Origin of the sequence: Ramlibacter sp., from assembly GCF_035548915.1 — a bacterium.
Classification (GTDB): Bacteria; Pseudomonadota; Gammaproteobacteria; order Burkholderiales; family Burkholderiaceae_C; genus Ramlibacter.
This window is the reverse complement of record NZ_DASZSE010000044.1, coordinates 99100-115862: the sequence shown is the minus strand read 5'-3', so window position 1 is coordinate 115862 and position 16763 is coordinate 99100. Positions and strand designations below refer to the sequence as shown.

Genomic DNA, 16763 nt, shown 5'->3' with positions numbered 1-16763 from the left:
CTACTGCCCGCCGGTCACATCGATGTTCACACCCGTCACGAAACCCGCGTCTTCGGAGCACAGGAAGCAAATGACGCGCGCCTGGTCTTCGGGTGTGGCAACCCTGCGAAGCGGAATCCGGCTGCATAGCTCGGCCCGGCCCGCTTCTCCCAGGCGGTCCCAGGTGGGCTCGAGGCGCGCGGACAAAGTGAGGCCGGGCGAAATCGAGTTCACGCGAATTCCGTCCGGGCCCAGCTCGAAAGCCATCTTCCGCGTCACCGCCGTCACCGCTGCTTTCGATCCAACGTAGGCGGCGCTCACCATCGGCCCCGTGCCGCGGCTCGCAAGCGAGGACAGATTGACGATGCTGCCGCCGCGCTGCTGCTTCATCGCCGGAATCACCGCCTTCGAGAACAAGAACATCGGATCGAGGTTGAACGAGAAGAGCTGCTGCCAGTCTTCGAGCGCCATGTCCTCCATCAGGCTGCCGGCGTTGGCGACGATCGTGCTGCCACCCACGGCGTTGACGAGCACATCCACGCGTCCGGCCGTCTCCAGCACCTGGCGCACTGCCGACGCGACGGCCGGCGCATTCGTCGCGTCGCACGCGATCGCCACCGCGCGCGGTCCCACGGATTGCGCGGCCGCGGCGAGCCGGGCCGCGTCGCGCGCGATCATGAAGACGGTGGCACCCTCGCCGGCCATCATGCGTGCGCACGCGAGGCCGATGCCTTCCGAAGCTCCGACGACCAGCGCCGACTTGTCCTTGAACCTCATGGCGCGGCTCCGCCGGATCAGAAGACGACGCGCGAGCTGCGCAGCTTTTCGGCCTGCTCATCCGACACGCCCGCGGCGCGGAGGATGTCGGCCGTGTGTTCGCCGAATTTCGGCGCGCGCACGCGCGCCGTCTTCGGGCCGGCCGAGAATTTGACCGGGAAATTCAGCTGGCGCAGGCGCCCGTATTCGGGATCCTCGTAGTCGAAGAAGGTCTCGTTGTGCAGCGCCTGCGGGTCGACCATCAGATCCTGCACCCGGTTCACCCGGTTGATGGGCACGTCGTTGGCGACGCACAGCGCGATCACCTCGTCGGTGCCCATGGCGCGTGCGCTGATCGCCAGTTCGCCCCAAAGCTCCTCGATGTGCGAAAGGCGGTTGCCGACGCCCTTGAAGCGCGGATCGGCAATCAGGTCTTCGCGCTTGAAGAGGCGCGCGGCGGCCTCGAATTGCGCGTCGGTCTGGATGTGGCCCATCACGTAGCCGTCGCGTGTCGCGATGGGCTGGTAGATATTGCGCGGCTGGTAGTGCGGCAAGTCCGCGTCCAGGAAGGTCTCGTTGTTGGTGCTGCCGGGAAGGATCACCGCCGCGTATGCGTCCAGCAAGGGCACCGAGACGAGTTGGCCCACGCCGGTTCGCTCCCGATGCAGCAGCGCGGCCAGCACGCCGTGATAGGCGGTGACGCCGGACAGCCGATCGACGATCGTGCTGCGCACCGCCTCGGGCTTCCCGTCGTTGCCCTGGATCCAGCAGTAGCCGGAAAGGGCCTGGATCGCCTGGTCGTAGGCCGGCCGCTTCACGTAGGGGCCGTCCAGGCCATAGCCGGTGATCGAGACGTGGATGAGACGAGGATTGCGCCTGGACATTTCCTCGTAGCCGAGCCCCAGCTTCTGCATCACGCCCGGGCGAAAATTCTCGACGACGACATCGGCGCCCGCGATGAGGTCCTGTGCCAGCTTTCGGCCCTCCTCGTTCGTCAGGTCGATCCCGATGCTCCTCTTGCCGCGGTTGTGGTGCGTGAAGAGTGCGCCCATGTCGCGGTAGACGGGCCGCGACTGGCGCAACAGGTCGCCGCCCGGGGGTTCGACCTTGATCACTTCCGCACCCACGCTGGCGAGCATCTGTGCGCAATAGGGGCCCGAGATCATTGCCGACAGTTCGATCACGCGCACCCCCGTGCAGGGTTGCGATGGCGTCGGGTTCCGCGTCGTCATGCCCTTGCTCCCGCGAGGTCGAGCGCCACGTCGACGATCATGTCCTCCTGCCCGCCGACCATGCGGCGGCGCCCCAGTTCGACCAGAATGTCCACCGTCTTCAGGCCGTACTTCTTCGCAGCCGCCTCCGAATGCCGCAGGAAGCTGGAGTAGACGCCTGCGTAGCCGAGCGCGAGCGTCTCTCGATCGACGCGCACGGGCCGGTCTTGCAGCGGCCGCACGATGTCGTCGGCCGCGTCCATGAGCTTCATCACGTCGCAGTCGTGGTTCCAGCCCAGGCGCGAGATGGCGGCGATGAACACCTCCAGCGGCGCGTTGCCGGCGCCCGCGCCCATGCCGGCCAGGCTCGCGTCGACGCGGTCGCAGCCCTCTTCGACCGCGACGATGCTGTTGGCGACGCCGAGGCTCAGGTTGTGGTGTGCGTGCATGCCGGTGAGCGTTGCCGGCTTCAGCACGTCCTTGAACGCGCGGAACCGTTCGCGCACGTCCTGCATGCCGAGCGCTCCGCCGGAGTCCACGACATACACGCAGGTCGCCCCGTAGCTTTCCATCAGCTTCGCCTGCTGCGCGAGCGCCGCGGGCGTCGTCATGTGGCTCATCATCAGGAAGCCCACGGTGTCCATGCCGAGCTCCCGCGCATGTTCGATATGCTGCTTCGAGATATCGGCCTCGGTGCAATGCGTGGCGATGCGCACGATGCGCGCGCCGGCGGCATACGCTTCCTTCAGGTCATGGACGGTGCCGATGCCCGGGATCAGCAGCGTCGCGACCTTCGCGCGCTTCACGGCCGAGGCGACGGCCTCGATCCACTCGCGGTCGGTATGCGCGCCGAAGCCGTAGTTGAAACCTCCTCCTTGCAGCCCGTCCCCATGCGCCACTTCGATGGAATCGACACCGGCTTCGTCGAGCGCGCGCGCGATGCGGGCGGCATCGCCGACCGAGTACTGGTGGCGAATGGCGTGACTGCCGTCGCGCAGGGTCACGTCGGAGATGTAGATCTTCTTGCCGTTCACGGTCGTGGTCCTTCAGGCGGCAACGCCGGGGCGATCGGGCAGGCGCGCGGCGATTCGCTCCGCCGTCGCCATGGCGGCGCTGGTCATGATGTCGAGGTTGCCGGCGTAGGCCGGGAGGTAGTGCGCGGCACCTTCCACTTCGAGGAACACGGAGGTTTTCAGGCCCTGCATGGCATGGCCCACGCCCGGGATCCGGATGGGCTTGTCGATGCGCTCGAACTGCACTTTCTGCTTCAGCCGGTAGCCGGGCACGTAGGCGTGAACGTCGGCGACCATCTGCTCGATCGAAGCGCCAAGCATGTCTTGCGCGACGAGGTCGCTCAGCACGAAGACCGTGTCTCGCATGATCAGGGGCGGCTCGGCGGGGTTCAGCACGATGATGGCCTTGCCCTTCGCCGCGCCACCCACCGTTTCGATGGCACGCGACGTGGTTTCGGTGAACTCGTCGATGTTCGCGCGCGTGCCCGGCCCGGCCGACTTGCTCGCGATCGACGCGACGATCTCCGCATAGTGGACCTTTGCCACCCGGCTCACGGCGGCCACGATGGGAATCGTCGCCTGCCCGCCGCACGTCACCATGTTCACGTTCGGCGCGTCCAGGTGATCCGCTCCGTTCACGACCGGCACACAATACGGCCCGATCGCCGCAGGTGTGAGGTCGATCAGGCGCAACGCCGGACGCGCGGTTCGCAGCAACCTGTCGTTCCTCACGTGCGCCGAAGCGCTCGTGGCGTCGAAAACGATGTCGATCTCCCCGAAGCCCGGCATCCGCATCAGTCCTTCGACGCCTTCGCACGTGGTCGGCACGCCGAGGCGCGAAGCGCGTGCCAGACCGTCGGAGGAGGAATCGATGCCTACCATCGCGCCCATCTCCAGATGCTGCGCATGCCGCAGCACCTTGATCATCAGGTCGGTACCGATATTGCCGCTGCCGATGATGGCAACGCGTAGCTTGCGGGAGTTCGTCATGCGTGAGTGGATCGAGGCGACTGGAGATTCACTGGTCGGCATCGGGGTTGATGAAGATGGTGTCTTCGCGGACCTTCACGGGGTACACGCGCACCGCGACGACAGCCGGAAAGGTGAGCGCCGTCCCCGTCTTCAGGCAGAAGCGGCCGCTGTGCCAGGGGCATTCGACCTCCGCGCCTTCGACGCTGCCCTCCGAGAGCGATGCCTCCCCATGCGTACAGGTGTCGTCGCTCACGTAGAACTCGCCTTCGACGCGGTACACGGCGAAGGGCTTGTAGCCTTCGACGGTGACTTGCACCGCGCCGCCCTCGTCCACGTCCGCGGTCTTGCAAAGCGCCAGTTCGCCGGCAGTTGAGCTCATGTGCGTCTCAGAAAAAACGGTCGTAGTGCATCTGGCTCGCCGCAACCTTGTGGCCCAGCACGAGAAGGCGCACCGTGGCTTCGATCATCGGCGGCGGCCCTGCGAAATAGAACTCGTACTCGGGCAGCGGACGCGGCAGTTTGCGCGGCAGGAGCTCGTGGACGAAACCGACTTCGCCGGCCCAGTCGCCCCCTTGGGCCAGCGCCGGCACGGAGATGACGGGGTGCCACTGCAAGCCGCGCTCGAGGTGGTGCGACGCCAGGATGTCGTCGATCACCGGAACGTCCGCGGGTCCGCGGCCACCGTAGAAAAGCCAGGCGCCGCGATGGCGCGCATGCTCGCTTTCGGAAGCCGCATCGAGGATGGAGACCATGGGTGCGATACCGGAGCCGCCCGCGATGCAGACGATGTCGCGAGGGGATTGCTCGCGCAGATACGCCAGGCCGAAGGGGCCGTCGAGTTCGATTTCGGCGCCCGCCGCGAGACCGAAAAGTGCGTTGCTCACGACGCCTTCGGGTGTGCGTCGAACCATGAACTTCCACAGGCCGTCCGCATTGGCTGTGTTGGACATCGAATAGGCGCGAGGGGCCCCCGATACGGCAAGCCGAAGCATGGCGTATTGGCCACCCTGGAACTGCGCCGCGCCGTCCGCGCGGAAAGTGAATTCGGCGATGTCGTGCGTCACGGCGCGTCGGTCGACCAGCACGGCGCGGCGTCGTACCGGAGCATGCCGCGCGAGCGCCTCGTCGGACAGGCGGGTCTTGATCGTGCAAGACCCGAGCGGAGCCGACTGGCAAGCAAGGCGCCGGCCCCGTTGACGATCCTTCGCCGATAGCCCCGGCGCTTGCGGCCACAGGTCTGTCACTTCGCCCTGCTGCAGTTCGACCTTGCAGGTGCCGCAGGAGCCCGCGTTGCATTCGTACGAGATGCCCACGCCTGCCCTCAAGGCAGCGCGCAGCAGCGTGTCTCCCGCCGCGCATGCGTAGGTCCGATCCGTTCCGGCGAGCGAAATGAGGTGGTCTGTCGTCGTCACTCATCGGCCTTTCCGAGCCAGCGCGAAGCATTGCGCCACAAGAGGCGCTCGCGTGCCGCATCGTCGCAATCCAGCGCACGGATACCTGCGGTGGGGTCCTTGTCCAGGATCGCGAACGGGTAGTCCGAGCCGACCATCACCTGCGTGTCGCCGAACACGTCGACCACGCGCTTCAGCGCAGCCGCGTCGTAGACGAGGCTGTCGTAGAACATCGTGCGCGCCGCGGCAGCGGGCTCCTGCGCAACCGCTTCGCGCAGCTTCGAAAACGCATGCCAGCCATGCTGCAGGCGCGGCAGCAGGGCCTGCAGGCTTCCGCCGCCGTGGCTGAATGCGATGCGAAGGCGGGGATGGCGGGCGAGCGTGCCCCCGGTGATGAGCGAGGCCGCGGCAAGCCCGGTTTCGCCGGGAAACGCAAGCACCTGTTCCAGCATCGCAGGGCCGACGACCCGGTCCAGCCCGGAGGGCCGCAGCGGATGAACGAACACCGCGGCTCCCAGCGCCTCCGCGGCCGCGAAAAAGGGCTCGAAGCTCGCGTCGCCGATGACCGTGCCGTTGATGTTCGTGCCGATCTCGACGCCCGCGAGATGCAGCGCGTCGATCGCATGGTGCAACTCCGCGATGGCCGCATCGACGTCTTGCAGCGGCACCGCACCCAGGCCGGTGAACCGCGTCGGGTCCGACGCGGTGAACTCCGCAATGGTTTCATTCAGGAAGCGGCACATCGCCTGCCCGTCATCGGCCGGCAGCCAGTACGACAGCAGTTCCGGCATGGGCGAAAGCACCTGCCGCCCGACCTGCATGGCAGGCATGTCGGCGGCGCGGGCCGCGCAGTCCCAGCAGGAATGCGGGACGGTGCGATAGATGCTGCCCTTGAGCATCACGTGCCGATGGCAATTCGGCGCATCGGCCATCGACGGCCAGAGGTCTCGCGCCGTCCGCCCCGTGTACGCGGGAAACCGGCCCGGCACCACATGCGTGTGGACGTCGATGGCGCGATGGGTCGCAGGCTTCGCCGTCACAGCATCGCGCTTCCGCCGTTGACGCTCACGACCTGTCCGGTGACGAACGAGGCTTCGCGCGAGGCAAGGTAGGCCACCATCGAGGCGACTTCGTCCTCTTCCGCGGGTCGCCCCATCGGAATGACGTCCAGGTACGGCGCGACGGCAAGAGGACGCTCGTTCATCGCCTTGCGGAATTTTTCCGTGGCCACGGCGCACGGCGCGACCGTATTGACGGTCACACCGCTTTTCGCGAACTCGCGAGCGAGCCCGGTCGTGAGGCCGTGCATGCCGCCCTTGGCGGCGTTGTACGCAGCGTGGTTGTGCAGACCGTTGCGCACCGAGTCGGCACCCAGGTTGACGATGCGGCCGTAGTTGCGTTCGACCATGCCGGGCAGAATGGCGCGCACGACCCACAGCAGCGTCCACAGGTTGCGGTCGATGGTCGCGCGCAGCGTCTCGGGTGTGTGGCTCAGGAACGGCGCGATGACGCCGCCGCCCGCGTTGTTCACCAGGACATCGACTTGCCCGAAGCGCTCGATCGCGCGCTTGCGCAGTGCCTCGGCGCTCTCCTCGCGCGAAAGATCGCCGCTGCAGTACACGACCTCCCCGCCCGCGCGCTGCGCAACCTCCGCGGCGGTGGCCCGCAACTCTTCGTCGAGCAAGTCGGTGAGCACCAGTGAAGCGCCCTCGCCTGCGAGCCGGTGCGCGATGGCACGGCCGATGCCTTGCGCGGCGCCCGTGACGACGGCGACCTGTCCTTCGAAACGGCGGGCGGCTTGCGGGGTCTGCACGGACGCGCTCACAACACGATGCTGATGCGGCCGAGGGGGCGCAGCGAGTCCGTGTCGAGCGTGCAACGCTTCTCGCGGATCATGAAGCGGCCATCTTCGACGACGAGACGGTGGCGGTAGTGGCCGACGTAGGACTGGCTCGACCCGTCGCGCGATCGGTGAACGAAGAACGACGACTGCACGACGAGCTCGTCGCCCTCGCGGCTTTCGATGCGCACGTTCGTGATCATGTGGCGCGTCTTCGATCGCGGGTACTCCGCGTGCGCACCTTTCTTCAGAAGCCGTGTGACGCGTTGCGTGATGCGCAAACGGTCGTCGGCCACATAGAACAGCGTGGTGGCCGGCGATGCGGCTTCGGGCGCGCCCGTGGTCGGCACGTGATAGACACCGTCGGCCGCAAAGAGCGCTTCCCACTCCCTGAGCTTCCACTCGTCGAGCAGCCGGGCTTCGTGGAATAGAAAATCCTCGACTTCCGCTCGTGAGACCGTCGCGGCTGCGATTGCTGTGTGGGTCGGGTGCATGTTCGGCTAGCCTTTCACGGGCTCTTCGTTGACGAGGCGGCCCTGCTTGCCCATGCGCGGCGTCGGCAATCCACCCCACGAGTCGAGTACCTCCGGCTTCGTCGGCAGCAGGCGCGCCGCGCGCGGGCTATGCTCGTCGAACTCCTCCATCCCGAAGCTGTACTCGACGGTCATTCCGTCGGGATCCAGGAAGTACAGGAAGATGGAATCCGAAATGTCGTGGCGTCCGGGTCCGAAGACGATCTCGACGCCGTTTTTCTTCAGGCGGTTCGTTGCACGGCCAATGTCGTCGATGTCGACCACCATGAAATTCAGGTGATGGAACCGGTCGGTCTCCGCACGCGCCACACCGAACGAATGGTGATAGGGGTTCGGGAAGCAGCGCATGAAGGTCACCGCTTCACCGAACTTGTCCGAGACGCGGAAATTGAGGTGGTCCAGCAGGTCGCGCACGATCGCCTCCGGCTGGTTCGATGCGATCACGCAGTGGCCGATGCGCGCAATCTTCGCCACGCTCGGGATCCAGGGCGTCGCACCCGGCTCGATCTCGGCGTAGAACTCGACTTGCAGGTTGTTCACCGGCAACCGGAAGCGGAATGTTTCGCCCTGATGGAGTGCGGCCGTTTCGTTCCCGGGCACGGCTGCGACCGGCCACCCGAGCCCCGCGATGTACTCTCGCGCACGCGCGAGCACCTCGGCGCTCTCCAGCTGGAACGCGACGCGGCGCAGGCCCGGTGCCGCTGCCGCATACAGCACGAAATCGTGGTGGGCTTCGCTGCATCGGAAGAAAGCCGCGCCCTCGTCCGCCGTCTCGAGCTGCAGCCCGACGACATCGCGGTAGAAGGCGATCGACCGCTGCAGGTCCGTCACTTCGAAAGCGACGTAGCCGAGTCGGCGGTATCGAATCGGGCTCATGGGTGCGCCCTGTCTTCGACGTACTTGCGCCACTGCTGCCAGAACACGCGAATCTGCCGCTCGTCCTTGTGCGACATCGGCGCATCGCGCGCCATGCCCTTGGAAATGTCGTTCCAGCCCGTCTCGCGCGCATTCGCGTAGCCGCGCTGGCAGTGCTCGAGCATCTCCACATCGTCCGGCGTCGCAAATCCGCCGGGGCCGATGAATTCGAGGAAGTTGTCCAGCCGCGTCGCGCGCAGCGATTCGCTTTCTTCGGACGGCCCGAGTGCCCAGCCGGTGACCTCCATCTGGTCGGGCGAGCACGGGTAGAACGTGCGCAGCGAGACGGACATGATGTCGAGCACGATGAGGTTCGGGAAAATCAGCATGTTGAAATTGCTCTGCGCGATGCGCTCCGCCCGCTCGGGGCCATGGCGCTGCACGAGCTTGCGCATCACGGCGTCGAGCTCGGGCTTGCGGTCCTCGCCCAGCGACGGCGTCCAGTGCGCAACCGGGCGACCCCATGCCGCCAGGTACTCGATGACGGCGTGACCGTTGCCGAGGTCGAGTGCCTTGCCGATGCCCGGCATGATGCCGCTCGGTCCGTTCGCGTCGCGCAGGTAGTCGAGATAGGTCGAGTGGGTGGTCGGTGCGTGGTAGCCGTCGATGCTGTTTTCGACCAGCAGCTTCCAGTTCGCGTTGATCTGGTATTCCTGCGTGCCGCCGACGATCTCCATACCGGCTTCGGACTGGTCGGCGAGCAGGTCGAGGTATTCGGCCGAACCGGCGAGGTAGTCGACCAGGCTGATGGCGTCGCGGTCGTAACAGACGAACCAGAAATCACGGTACTGCTCCAGGCGCGCAACCGGCACCAGGTTGTGTTTCGGGTCGTCCGCGAAGCCCTGGCAGTAGGTCTCGATGCCCGGCACGTTGCGCAGCTTGCCATCGGCCGCGAACACCCAGCCGTGGTAGGCACAAGTGAAGTTCTTCGCGTTGCCGGCGCGCTCGCGGCATACCGTCGCGCCGCGGTGCGGGCAGGTGTTGAAGAACGCGTGAAACTCGCCCTGTGCGTCGCGATTGAAAAGCAGGTGCCGCCCGCCGACGGATCGCGTCACGAACGACCCCGGCTTCGCAAGCTCGGAGCCGTGGCCGAGGTACAGCCAGCACGTGTTGAAGATGCTGTCACGCTCCGCCCGATAGATGTCGGCGTCGGTGAAGCAGGCGCGCGAGACCCGGTATGTGTCCTCGGTCGCGTCGATCAATTTCCGGGCGGCATCCATGTCAGCTGAGCTCCCTCTTCGAATAGCCGAGGATGTGCCGCGCGACGATCAGCCGGCAGATGTCGCCGGGGCCTTCGAAGATGTCGAAGATGCGTGCGTCGCGAAACCACTTCTCCGGGAAATTTTCCTCGGCGAGGGCCGACGGCCCGAGGAGCGCCAGCGCCTCCTGGCTGATGCGCCGCGAGGCGCGTCCCCCGATCGCCTTGGCCTCGGCGGCTTCCTTCATCGTGGCCTTGCTCGCGTTGCCTTGGTTCTGTTCCGTCCACTTCGAATGGAGCACCACGAGCTTCGCGGCCTCGTATTCGGCCTCCATCCCCAGCAGCTTTTCCTGCACGGCGCTGCGGCCATGCGTGTTGGTCCCATAGTCGATGTCCTGGCCTTGTTCAGCCAGCTTGGCCAACACAACCTCCATGATGCTGCGGGCGTACTTCATGCCCATCGCAGCAACCATCGGCCGCGTGCCGTTGAACACCTGCAAGGCCCCGCCGAAGTCAACGTCGAGCTTGTTGATGGCCGGCACGCGGCAGTCCTGCAGCACGAAGTCGGCGGTGTCCCAGTTGCGGCAGCCCATCTTGTCGACCTGGCCCAGCACCTGCAGGCCCTTCGTGCCCTTCTCGACGACGAACGACAGGAAAGGTCGGATGTTGTTCGCGTCGGGCTCGCCGCGCAGCATGACGACCGCGCCGTCGGCCATGCCGAACTGCGAACAGTAGATCTTTTCGCCGTTGAGGATCCACTCGTCGGTTGCGGCGTCATAGCGAGCCTTGCCGGTGATCATCATCGGGTCGGAACCCGCGCCGGGTTCGGTGATCGCGATGGAGAGCGTCTTGTGCCCCCAGCGCGCCTTCTGCTGCGCGGTGCCGCCGTAGTTCACGATCTTGTCGCCCAAGCCGCTGCGCGTGATCCGCATGCGGACATCGGGCGTGTGGAAATGCAGGAGCGCCTCGGTGAGCACGGCGCCGCTCGTGCCTTCCTCGCTGTGCGCGAGCTCGTAAGGATTCGGCCGCCCGGCCGCCTCGGGGAGCTCCTCCGGCTGCAGCTCGTCGTGGTGCTGGTCGTAGTAGCGCGCGTACTTCAGAACCGTCTGCTCGTCTTCGAGCTGGATGCCGAGGATGTGCCTGTCTTTTTCGGTAAGGGTGAAATCAACCATTTGGGCTCCAGTTCGATTCAGACGGCGGCGAGGCCTTCGAGCATGCCGAGGACACGCGCGTTGCGATACCACATCTCGATGGGGTGGGCGCGGACATAGCCGTGGCCGCCGAATGCCTGCACGGCCTCGTCGGCGATCGACATGCAGCGGCCCGCCGCGTAGGTGTACGCCAGCTGCGCGCTGCGCGTCGCATCGGCGGCTTCCTTCTCGATGTCGCACGCCGCGCGCCAGCTCATCCAGCGCATGGCGTTCGTCTCGATGTGCATGTCCGCGATGCGAAACGCGACGACCTGCTTGCGCGCGAGCGCCGAGCCGTGCGCGACTCGGTCCTTGGTGTAGGGAATCACGTAGTCGGTGATGCCGCGCGACAGGCCCGTCATGACGGCAGCCAGGCCGACGCGCGCGGAGTCGATGATGGCTTGCACGTCCACGGCCGCACCCTCCCCGAGCACATTCGCCTCGGCAACGTGTACGCCCTGCAGGCGCACGTCGCCCATCTGCAGACAGCGCAAGCCGAGCGTGTTGTGCCGGCTCGAGACGCTCAGGCCGGCAGCCTTGCCGTCGAGGATGAAAGCCTTGTCGCCCTCCGGCGACGCCGCGATGACCAGGAGCTTGTCGAGGCGTTCGGCAAACGGGACCATGGTCTTCGCGCCATCGAGCTGCCAGCCACCCGCCACTCGTGTGGCCTTCGTTTTCAGCGCGCGCGGGTTCCATCCGAAGTGCGGCTCCATCAGGGCGATCGCGGCCGCGCGGAAGCGGTCGCTGCCGGCGAACTCCGACAGGGCAGCGCGCTGCGCGGCCGAGCCCTGCTGCGCAACGGCACGCACGTAGCCGAGCGGCGCGGCGAGCGAGAGCGCGAGCGATGCATCGCCCGCGGCAAGCTCTTCCAGAATGATCGCGTTCAGCACGGCGGAGCGGTCGGCCTCGGGCTGGTCGATCTGCGACTGGACGATGCCGGATTCCCACAATTCGTCGAGCGTCGCGTCGTCGGCGTGCGCGGCCCTGTCGGCTTTCTGCGCGGCGGGACCGAGAACTTTCGAAGCGAAGTCCTGCATGGCGGACTGCGCCATCTTCTGCTCTTCACTGAGTTCAAAGGTAATCAAGATTGCTCCTGGAGAAGTGTTTCGACGGTGCGATCCAGAGCCCAGCCCTTTTCGGATGCCCATTCATCGAGAAGTCGTTTCGTGTCGCGGCCTTCGGTTGCGAGCCACTCGACGAATGCGCCGACCACCGGGCACGTGCCCGCGCCGCCGGTGAAGTACGCGTCCCAGCCGAGTTGCCTGAGGCCGCGCTTGCCGAAGGGAACGCACATCTGTCCGGCGACCAGTTCGTCGGCCACGAGCCCGAGCGGGATCAAGGCAATGCCCAGCCCTTCGCGAGCCGCCTGCAGAGCAAGGCACATGGATTCGAAGTGCAGCGTGCCGCCCGCGCGGACGCCGCCGGTTTCTTCAACCGCGATCCAGTCATCCCAGCTCACCGGTGCTGCGCCATAAGAGATGAGCGTCAGGCCCGCGAGATCGGCGACCGTACGCGAGGGCGTGGAGTCGAGGAGGTCGACATGGCATACGGGGGCCAGCACATCCGGCATGACGGCGGCGACGTTGCATTCGTGCGCGGGCCCGACGCTCGTGCGGATCGCCACGTCGTAGTTGTCGACGCGGAAATCGGCGGGGCTGTCGGAGGTCGACAGCCGCAGCTCGATCTCGGGATGTTTGCGATTGAACGCGGAGATCCGGCCCATCAGCCATCGCATCGCGAACGCGTGCGCCGCATTCACGCGCAGCACCGACGGCGCCAGCCGCTGCATGAGGTACATCGACGAGGACTCCAGCCTTTCCAGCGCCACGGAGACGTCCCGCAGGTAGCTCCAGCCCGCGGCCGTCAGCGTGAGATGCGACGCATTGCGCTGGAACAGGCGCACGCCGAGCCATCCCTCGAGCGTAGCCACATGGCGGCTCACGGCACCGTGGGTCACGCAAAGTTCGGCCGCCGCCTTTGTGAAGCTGACGTGGCGCGCGGCGGCTTCGAAGGCCCGCACGGCGTTGAGGGGTGGCAGCTTTTTCATAAGGGTGTCTCCTGTGCGGGCGCAGGCCCGGCGCGCATCCCGGAAGTTATCTCTCAATTACTTGCTTGTCAACTAGTAAGCAGCCGGGCGGCGAAATTTGTTCAGAGCGAATCGATGGTGAACTTCCCAGCCACGGGGCGGCCGAAAGCGTGGGCCGAGGTGATGGGGTTGTAGTACTCCCGCACGTGCCGGATCCGCCCCTGCTCGATCAGAAATCGAAACACGTAGCGGTTGCGGTAGCTCTTGCCGTTCGCCATCGTGAGATTTCCCCGACCTTCGACGAAGACCTTGCCGCCGTCGGCGCTGACCGTGATTTCCACATCCGTCATTCCATGGCTCTGTCCTTCCGCCTTGAAGGCGGTGCTCCAGAACCCGCGGACCTGCTCCGCACCCTGGTATCGGCGGAATGCTCCCTCTTCGTTGCGGCCCGATTCGTTGAAGGGCAGCTCGATCACGATGTCGTCCGCAAGAACGGTCATGAGCGAGTCGAGGTCCTTCGCTCGCACGGTGGTCCACCAGTGGCGGATCAGGCGCCGTGCGATACGGCGGCCTTCCGGCGAGTCGGAGGGGTCCTGCGCGACGTCGATGAGGTCGAGCACATCGTTCGGGTCAGCGGGGCGTGCGTGGGTCATGGCGTGGGTCATGGCGTGGGTCCTGAGACAAGTCCTGGGCACAAGCAAGGCCGGCGAGGCGGCCATGCACCGCCGCCTTGCCGAGGGCGGTGCCGCTCAGGTAAGCGGCGCCGTGGAAGCCGCCGGTGACTTCACCGGCGGCGTAGAGCCCGGGGATCGGTTCGCCCCAGACATCTCGCACGCGCATCCGCGCATCCGTGCGAATGCCGCAATAGGTCGTGGTCAGCGCGGCTGCGCACGCAAACGCGTAGAACGGCGGCGTGTCGATGCACGCGCCGCCCGGCGTTCCGTAGTCGGGAATCGGACGGCCGTGCTCCGGGTCGGCACCGTTCAGCGCGGCTGTGTTGTAGCGGTCGATCGTTTCCCGCAGGCGCGCCGCATCGAGTCCGAGGCCGAGCGCAAGCGCGGCCACACTGTCGGCCGCGCGAACGATGCCGCGCCGGTGCGCTTCCTTGTAGTTCGCGGGCGCAGGCGACGGCAGCGACCGCTCCATGACCTTGCGGTCGAAGATCTGGAACGCAACGCCTTTCGGCTGCCTGGCCCCCGCGGCGCCGAGCACCTTGTAGTTGAGCGACTCGTTCGCAAAGCGTCGTGCGTCGAGGTTCACGAGAATCGCACCCCGGATGACGGGAAACAGCAGGCTTGGCGAATCGCCTTCGCGCTGCGCGAGATCGGGGTAGCGATCGAGCGATGCGCCGAGCGTCGCCTCGATGTACGCCATGTCGGCCAGACCGGCGCCGAGCGCGCAGGCCATGAGGAAACCGTCTCCGGTGTTGTCGCGCCCTCCCATCTTGATGGCATCGATCCACTGGGGCGCGAAAGTGCATAGCAGCTGCGCATTGCGAACGAAGCCGCCGCTTGCGAGCACGACGCCGCGGTGGGCCTGCACGCCAACTTCGCGACCCTCGATTTCCGCCCGCGCGCCATGCACGCGGCCGACAGCGCTGCGCAGAAGTCGGTGCACGCGCGCGTTGCGCGCATACACCACCTTCGGATGCGCGAGCACGCGGCCATGAAGCACGCGTGTCACCTCGCCGATTTCCGTGCCGTGGATCCGGTTCACGCCACCGGGCAACGTCGCAGGCGCAAGCTTGAAGTCGACACCGCGCTCGCGCAGCCACTCGAACGTGGCCAACTGATGGTCGAGGTACGCCTGCAGCATCTGCGGGTCGTTTCTGCCGGCCCCGGTCTCGAGCAGGTCGCGGCGCAGTGCTTCGACGCTGTCTTGCATCCCGAGCGCCTGCTGCATGTCGGTGCCGGCGAAGGCGAGTCCCCCGCCTGCAAGAACCGACGAACCGCCGAATGCCCGGCCCTTTTCCAGCAGACAGACGGTGGCGCCCGCTTCGGCTGCGGCGAGCGCGGCCGCGTTGCCGGCGAGGCCGGCTCCGACAACGACTACATCCGCCTGGAGGGCAAATTCAGTCGGCATGCACACCGCCCCCCGGATTCGCACCTGAATGCCCGGTCGCGGCACGTGCGAGCGCGCCGGCGCTCGCCGGCATTGCATGCCCGCGCCAGTACACGTGCAGGTCCGGGCGCAACAGCAGGAGTGGAAACCCAAACACCTCGCGCACGTGCGGTTCATGCAGCTGCACGACGTCGAAAGGCGCCCCGAGCGCAGCGAAGGCGCCGTGGACCTCGGCAAGCTCGTCCGCTCGCAGCCGGCCGTCGAGGTCCAGCAGCGTGTAGCCGTCGCCCAAAGCGTCCTGCATCGCCCGCCCGTCGGCAAGCCACACATGCGGCAGCCGCACGCCCGGGCGCGTGTGCGGCCTGTAGCGGGTCGTTTCCCACTCGTCTCCCCCTCCCGTCTCGCTGGAAATGAGCGGGGAGCCCGCGTAGCTGTAGCCCAGCTCCACGCCGGCCATCTCGTGCACGCGCCGGTGATGCAGATCCGCGGCGAGCGCGATCTCGCTGCGCAACGCGGCGCCCTCGGCCGTGGCGTGCGAAACCTGCGGCTTCCACAGCGATCGCCACATCCCGACACCGGCCGCCGCCCAGCCCGCGGCTTCGACATTGCGCGCGCCCACCTTGCGACGTTCGATCTCGTAACTCGCCAGCAGTCCGGGGCCGCCCCACCCGTGCACGGTGCCCGCGAGTTTCCAGGCGAGGTCGACGGCATCGCCCACGCCTGTGTTCATTCCGAGACCACCCGTCGGAATCATGAGGTGCGCCGCGTCGCCGGCGATGAACACGCGGCCTTCGCGGTAGCGCTCGGCGAGCAGCAGATGGTGCTTCCAGCTCGTCGTCGCCGTGATCCGGAAATCGAAGTCGAACCCCACATGCTCGCGCACGGCTTGCTCGAGGTCCGCATCCTCGGGGAGCGCGGCGTTCATCGTGAACTCCTTGCGGCTGCCCTGCACGACGATGGCGCCGCCGCCGCCATCGGCGAAGTAATAGTGGCGGCCCTGCCTGCAACCCAGTTGCTCGTACAAGGTCTCCGAGCGGAACGTGACCTGGCGCAGCGATCGCAGGCTGCCGCGCCCCTGCAGCGGAATGCCGAGCGTCTTGCGCACGAGGCTCGTCGCCCCATCGCAGCCCACGAGATAGCGGCTGCGCACCTGCTCGGGCGCGCTGCCAGAGGGTTGCAGGTGCACCTGAACGCCTTCTGCGTCCTGCGAAAAGCCCGCGAGCGCGCAGCCGAAGCGTACCGTGACGTTCGGCGTGGCTTCGGCAACTTCCTTCAGCATCGGCTCCAGGTCGTTCTGCGACACGAGCTGGTAGGGCTCCAGCGGCTCGGAGGCATCTTTGCACGCGGCGATGGCCGCGCGGTGTTCGGCCACCGTCGGATAGCGCAAGCGCAGGATCGGCTCGTCGGCCAGGCGCGTCACGATGAAGACATCCATGGACGCGTCCGCCGGATAGCCCAGTGCGCGCACCCGATCGGCCAGGCCGAGACGGCGAAACAACTCCATCGTGCGTGCGTTGGAGCGGTCCATTTTCGGATAGGCCTTTGTCTCCGCGTCCCTTTCGAGCAGCAGCGTGCGCACGCCCTTGCGTCCCAGATCGATCGCGAGCACGAGGCCCACCGGACCCGCACCCGCAATCACGACGTCGAATGAATTCATGCGATGGCTTCGGGAAGGTCG

17 protein-coding genes are annotated in these 16763 nt (G+C 66.7%); all 17 read right to left on the bottom strand.

Features of this window, described 5'->3' with window-relative positions; genetic code table 11:
* A complete protein-coding gene (locus tag VHA82_RS18545) occupies positions 1 to 756 on the bottom strand; it encodes an SDR family oxidoreductase (RefSeq protein ID WP_325546509.1) in 756 nt (251 codons plus the stop codon).
* Positions 757 to 773: 17 nt separating this feature from the next.
* Positions 774 to 1967, bottom strand: a complete 1194-nt coding sequence (locus tag VHA82_RS18540; RefSeq protein ID WP_325546507.1) for a CoA transferase — start codon at positions 1965 to 1967, stop codon at positions 774 to 776.
* A complete protein-coding gene (dmpG, locus tag VHA82_RS18535; protein ID WP_325546505.1) occupies positions 1964 to 2980 on the bottom strand; it encodes a 4-hydroxy-2-oxovalerate aldolase in 1017 nt (338 codons plus the stop codon). The genes VHA82_RS18540 and dmpG overlap by 4 nt, the downstream gene beginning before the upstream one ends.
* A gap of 12 nt (positions 2981 to 2992) precedes the next feature.
* On the bottom strand, positions 2993 to 3949 hold the full coding sequence (locus VHA82_RS18530; RefSeq protein WP_325546503.1) for an acetaldehyde dehydrogenase (acetylating): 957 nt from the start codon (positions 3947 to 3949) through the stop codon (positions 2993 to 2995).
* A 28-nt stretch (positions 3950 to 3977) separates the two neighbouring features.
* Positions 3978 to 4310: a bifunctional 3-phenylpropionate/cinnamic acid dioxygenase ferredoxin subunit gene (locus VHA82_RS18525; protein ID WP_325546501.1), complete on the bottom strand. Its 333-nt coding sequence runs from the start codon at positions 4308 to 4310 to the stop codon at positions 3978 to 3980.
* Positions 4311 to 4317: 7 nt separating this feature from the next.
* Positions 4318 to 5343, bottom strand: a complete 1026-nt coding sequence (locus VHA82_RS18520) for a 2Fe-2S iron-sulfur cluster-binding protein (RefSeq protein WP_325546499.1) — start codon at positions 5341 to 5343, stop codon at positions 4318 to 4320.
* On the bottom strand, positions 5340 to 6362 hold the full coding sequence (locus VHA82_RS18515; RefSeq protein WP_325546496.1) for an amidohydrolase family protein: 1023 nt from the start codon (positions 6360 to 6362) through the stop codon (positions 5340 to 5342). Before VHA82_RS18515 ends, VHA82_RS18520 begins: the two co-directional genes overlap by 4 nt.
* Positions 6359 to 7147, bottom strand: coding sequence for an SDR family oxidoreductase (locus VHA82_RS18510; RefSeq protein WP_325546494.1), 789 nt, complete (start codon positions 7145 to 7147; stop codon positions 6359 to 6361). The genes VHA82_RS18515 and VHA82_RS18510 overlap by 4 nt, the downstream gene beginning before the upstream one ends.
* Positions 7144 to 7656: an aromatic-ring-hydroxylating dioxygenase subunit beta gene (locus VHA82_RS18505; RefSeq protein WP_325546492.1), complete on the bottom strand. Its 513-nt coding sequence runs from the start codon at positions 7654 to 7656 to the stop codon at positions 7144 to 7146. Before VHA82_RS18505 ends, VHA82_RS18510 begins: the two co-directional genes overlap by 4 nt.
* A 6-nt stretch (positions 7657 to 7662) precedes the next feature.
* A complete protein-coding gene (locus VHA82_RS18500) occupies positions 7663 to 8571 on the bottom strand; it encodes a VOC family protein (protein ID WP_325546490.1) in 909 nt (302 codons plus the stop codon).
* Positions 8568 to 9830, bottom strand: a complete 1263-nt coding sequence (locus VHA82_RS18495) for an aromatic ring-hydroxylating dioxygenase subunit alpha (protein ID WP_325546488.1) — start codon at positions 9828 to 9830, stop codon at positions 8568 to 8570. Before VHA82_RS18495 ends, VHA82_RS18500 begins: the two co-directional genes overlap by 4 nt.
* Before the next feature lies 1 nt (position 9831).
* Positions 9832 to 10980: an acyl-CoA dehydrogenase gene (locus VHA82_RS18490; protein ID WP_325546486.1), complete on the bottom strand. Its 1149-nt coding sequence runs from the start codon at positions 10978 to 10980 to the stop codon at positions 9832 to 9834.
* Positions 10981 to 10997: 17 nt separating this feature from the next.
* The gene (locus VHA82_RS18485; RefSeq protein WP_325546484.1) at positions 10998 to 12146 is read right to left on the bottom strand and encodes an acyl-CoA dehydrogenase family protein; all 1149 of its coding nucleotides are present in this window, start codon (positions 12144 to 12146) and stop codon (positions 10998 to 11000) included.
* Complete coding sequence (locus VHA82_RS18480) at positions 12080 to 13045, bottom strand: LysR substrate-binding domain-containing protein (protein WP_325546482.1); 966 nt, start codon at positions 13043 to 13045, stop codon at positions 12080 to 12082. Before VHA82_RS18480 ends, VHA82_RS18485 begins: the two co-directional genes overlap by 67 nt.
* Before the next feature lie 101 nt (positions 13046 to 13146).
* Complete coding sequence (locus VHA82_RS18475; protein WP_325546480.1) at positions 13147 to 13677, bottom strand: nuclear transport factor 2 family protein; 531 nt, start codon at positions 13675 to 13677, stop codon at positions 13147 to 13149.
* Positions 13655 to 15106 (bottom strand): FAD-dependent oxidoreductase, encoded by a 1452-nt coding sequence (locus VHA82_RS18470; RefSeq protein ID WP_325546478.1) that lies wholly within the window; start codon positions 15104 to 15106, stop codon positions 13655 to 13657. The genes VHA82_RS18475 and VHA82_RS18470 overlap by 23 nt, the downstream gene beginning before the upstream one ends.
* Complete coding sequence (locus VHA82_RS18465; protein ID WP_325546476.1) at positions 15096 to 16742, bottom strand: FAD-dependent monooxygenase; 1647 nt, start codon at positions 16740 to 16742, stop codon at positions 15096 to 15098. Before VHA82_RS18465 ends, VHA82_RS18470 begins: the two co-directional genes overlap by 11 nt.
* Positions 16743 to 16763 lie beyond the last annotated feature (21 nt).

Bases quoted from the DNA above. Each gene is read 5' to 3' on its own strand.
- VHA82_RS18475 (WP_325546480.1), bottom strand. From the start codon at position 13,677: ATGACCCACGCACGCCCCGCTGACCCGAACGATGTGCTCGACCTCATC.
- VHA82_RS18465 (WP_325546476.1), bottom strand. From the start codon at position 16,742: ATGAATTCATTCGACGTCGTGATTGCGGGTGCGGGTCCGGTGGGCCTC.
- VHA82_RS18480 (WP_325546482.1), bottom strand. From the start codon at position 13,045: ATGAAAAAGCTGCCACCCCTCAACGCCGTGCGGGCCTTCGAAGCCGCC.
- VHA82_RS18500 (WP_325546490.1), bottom strand. From the start codon at position 8,571: ATGAGCCCGATTCGATACCGCCGACTCGGCTACGTCGCTTTCGAAGTG.
- VHA82_RS18490 (WP_325546486.1), bottom strand. From the start codon at position 10,980: ATGGTTGATTTCACCCTTACCGAAAAAGACAGGCACATCCTCGGCATC.
- VHA82_RS18525 (WP_325546501.1), bottom strand. From the start codon at position 4,310: ATGAGCTCAACTGCCGGCGAACTGGCGCTTTGCAAGACCGCGGACGTG.
- VHA82_RS18530 (WP_325546503.1), bottom strand. From the start codon at position 3,949: ATGACGAACTCCCGCAAGCTACGCGTTGCCATCATCGGCAGCGGCAAT.
- VHA82_RS18540 (WP_325546507.1), bottom strand. From the start codon at position 1,967: ATGACGACGCGGAACCCGACGCCATCGCAACCCTGCACGGGGGTGCGC.
- VHA82_RS18495 (WP_325546488.1), bottom strand. From the start codon at position 9,830: ATGGATGCCGCCCGGAAATTGATCGACGCGACCGAGGACACATACCGG.
- VHA82_RS18485 (WP_325546484.1), bottom strand. From the start codon at position 12,146: ATGGGCATCCGAAAAGGGCTGGGCTCTGGATCGCACCGTCGAAACACT.
- VHA82_RS18545 (WP_325546509.1), bottom strand. From the start codon at position 756: ATGAGGTTCAAGGACAAGTCGGCGCTGGTCGTCGGAGCTTCGGAAGGC.
- VHA82_RS18505 (WP_325546492.1), bottom strand. From the start codon at position 7,656: ATGCACCCGACCCACACAGCAATCGCAGCCGCGACGGTCTCACGAGCG.
- VHA82_RS18470 (WP_325546478.1), bottom strand. From the start codon at position 15,106: ATGCCGACTGAATTTGCCCTCCAGGCGGATGTAGTCGTTGTCGGAGCC.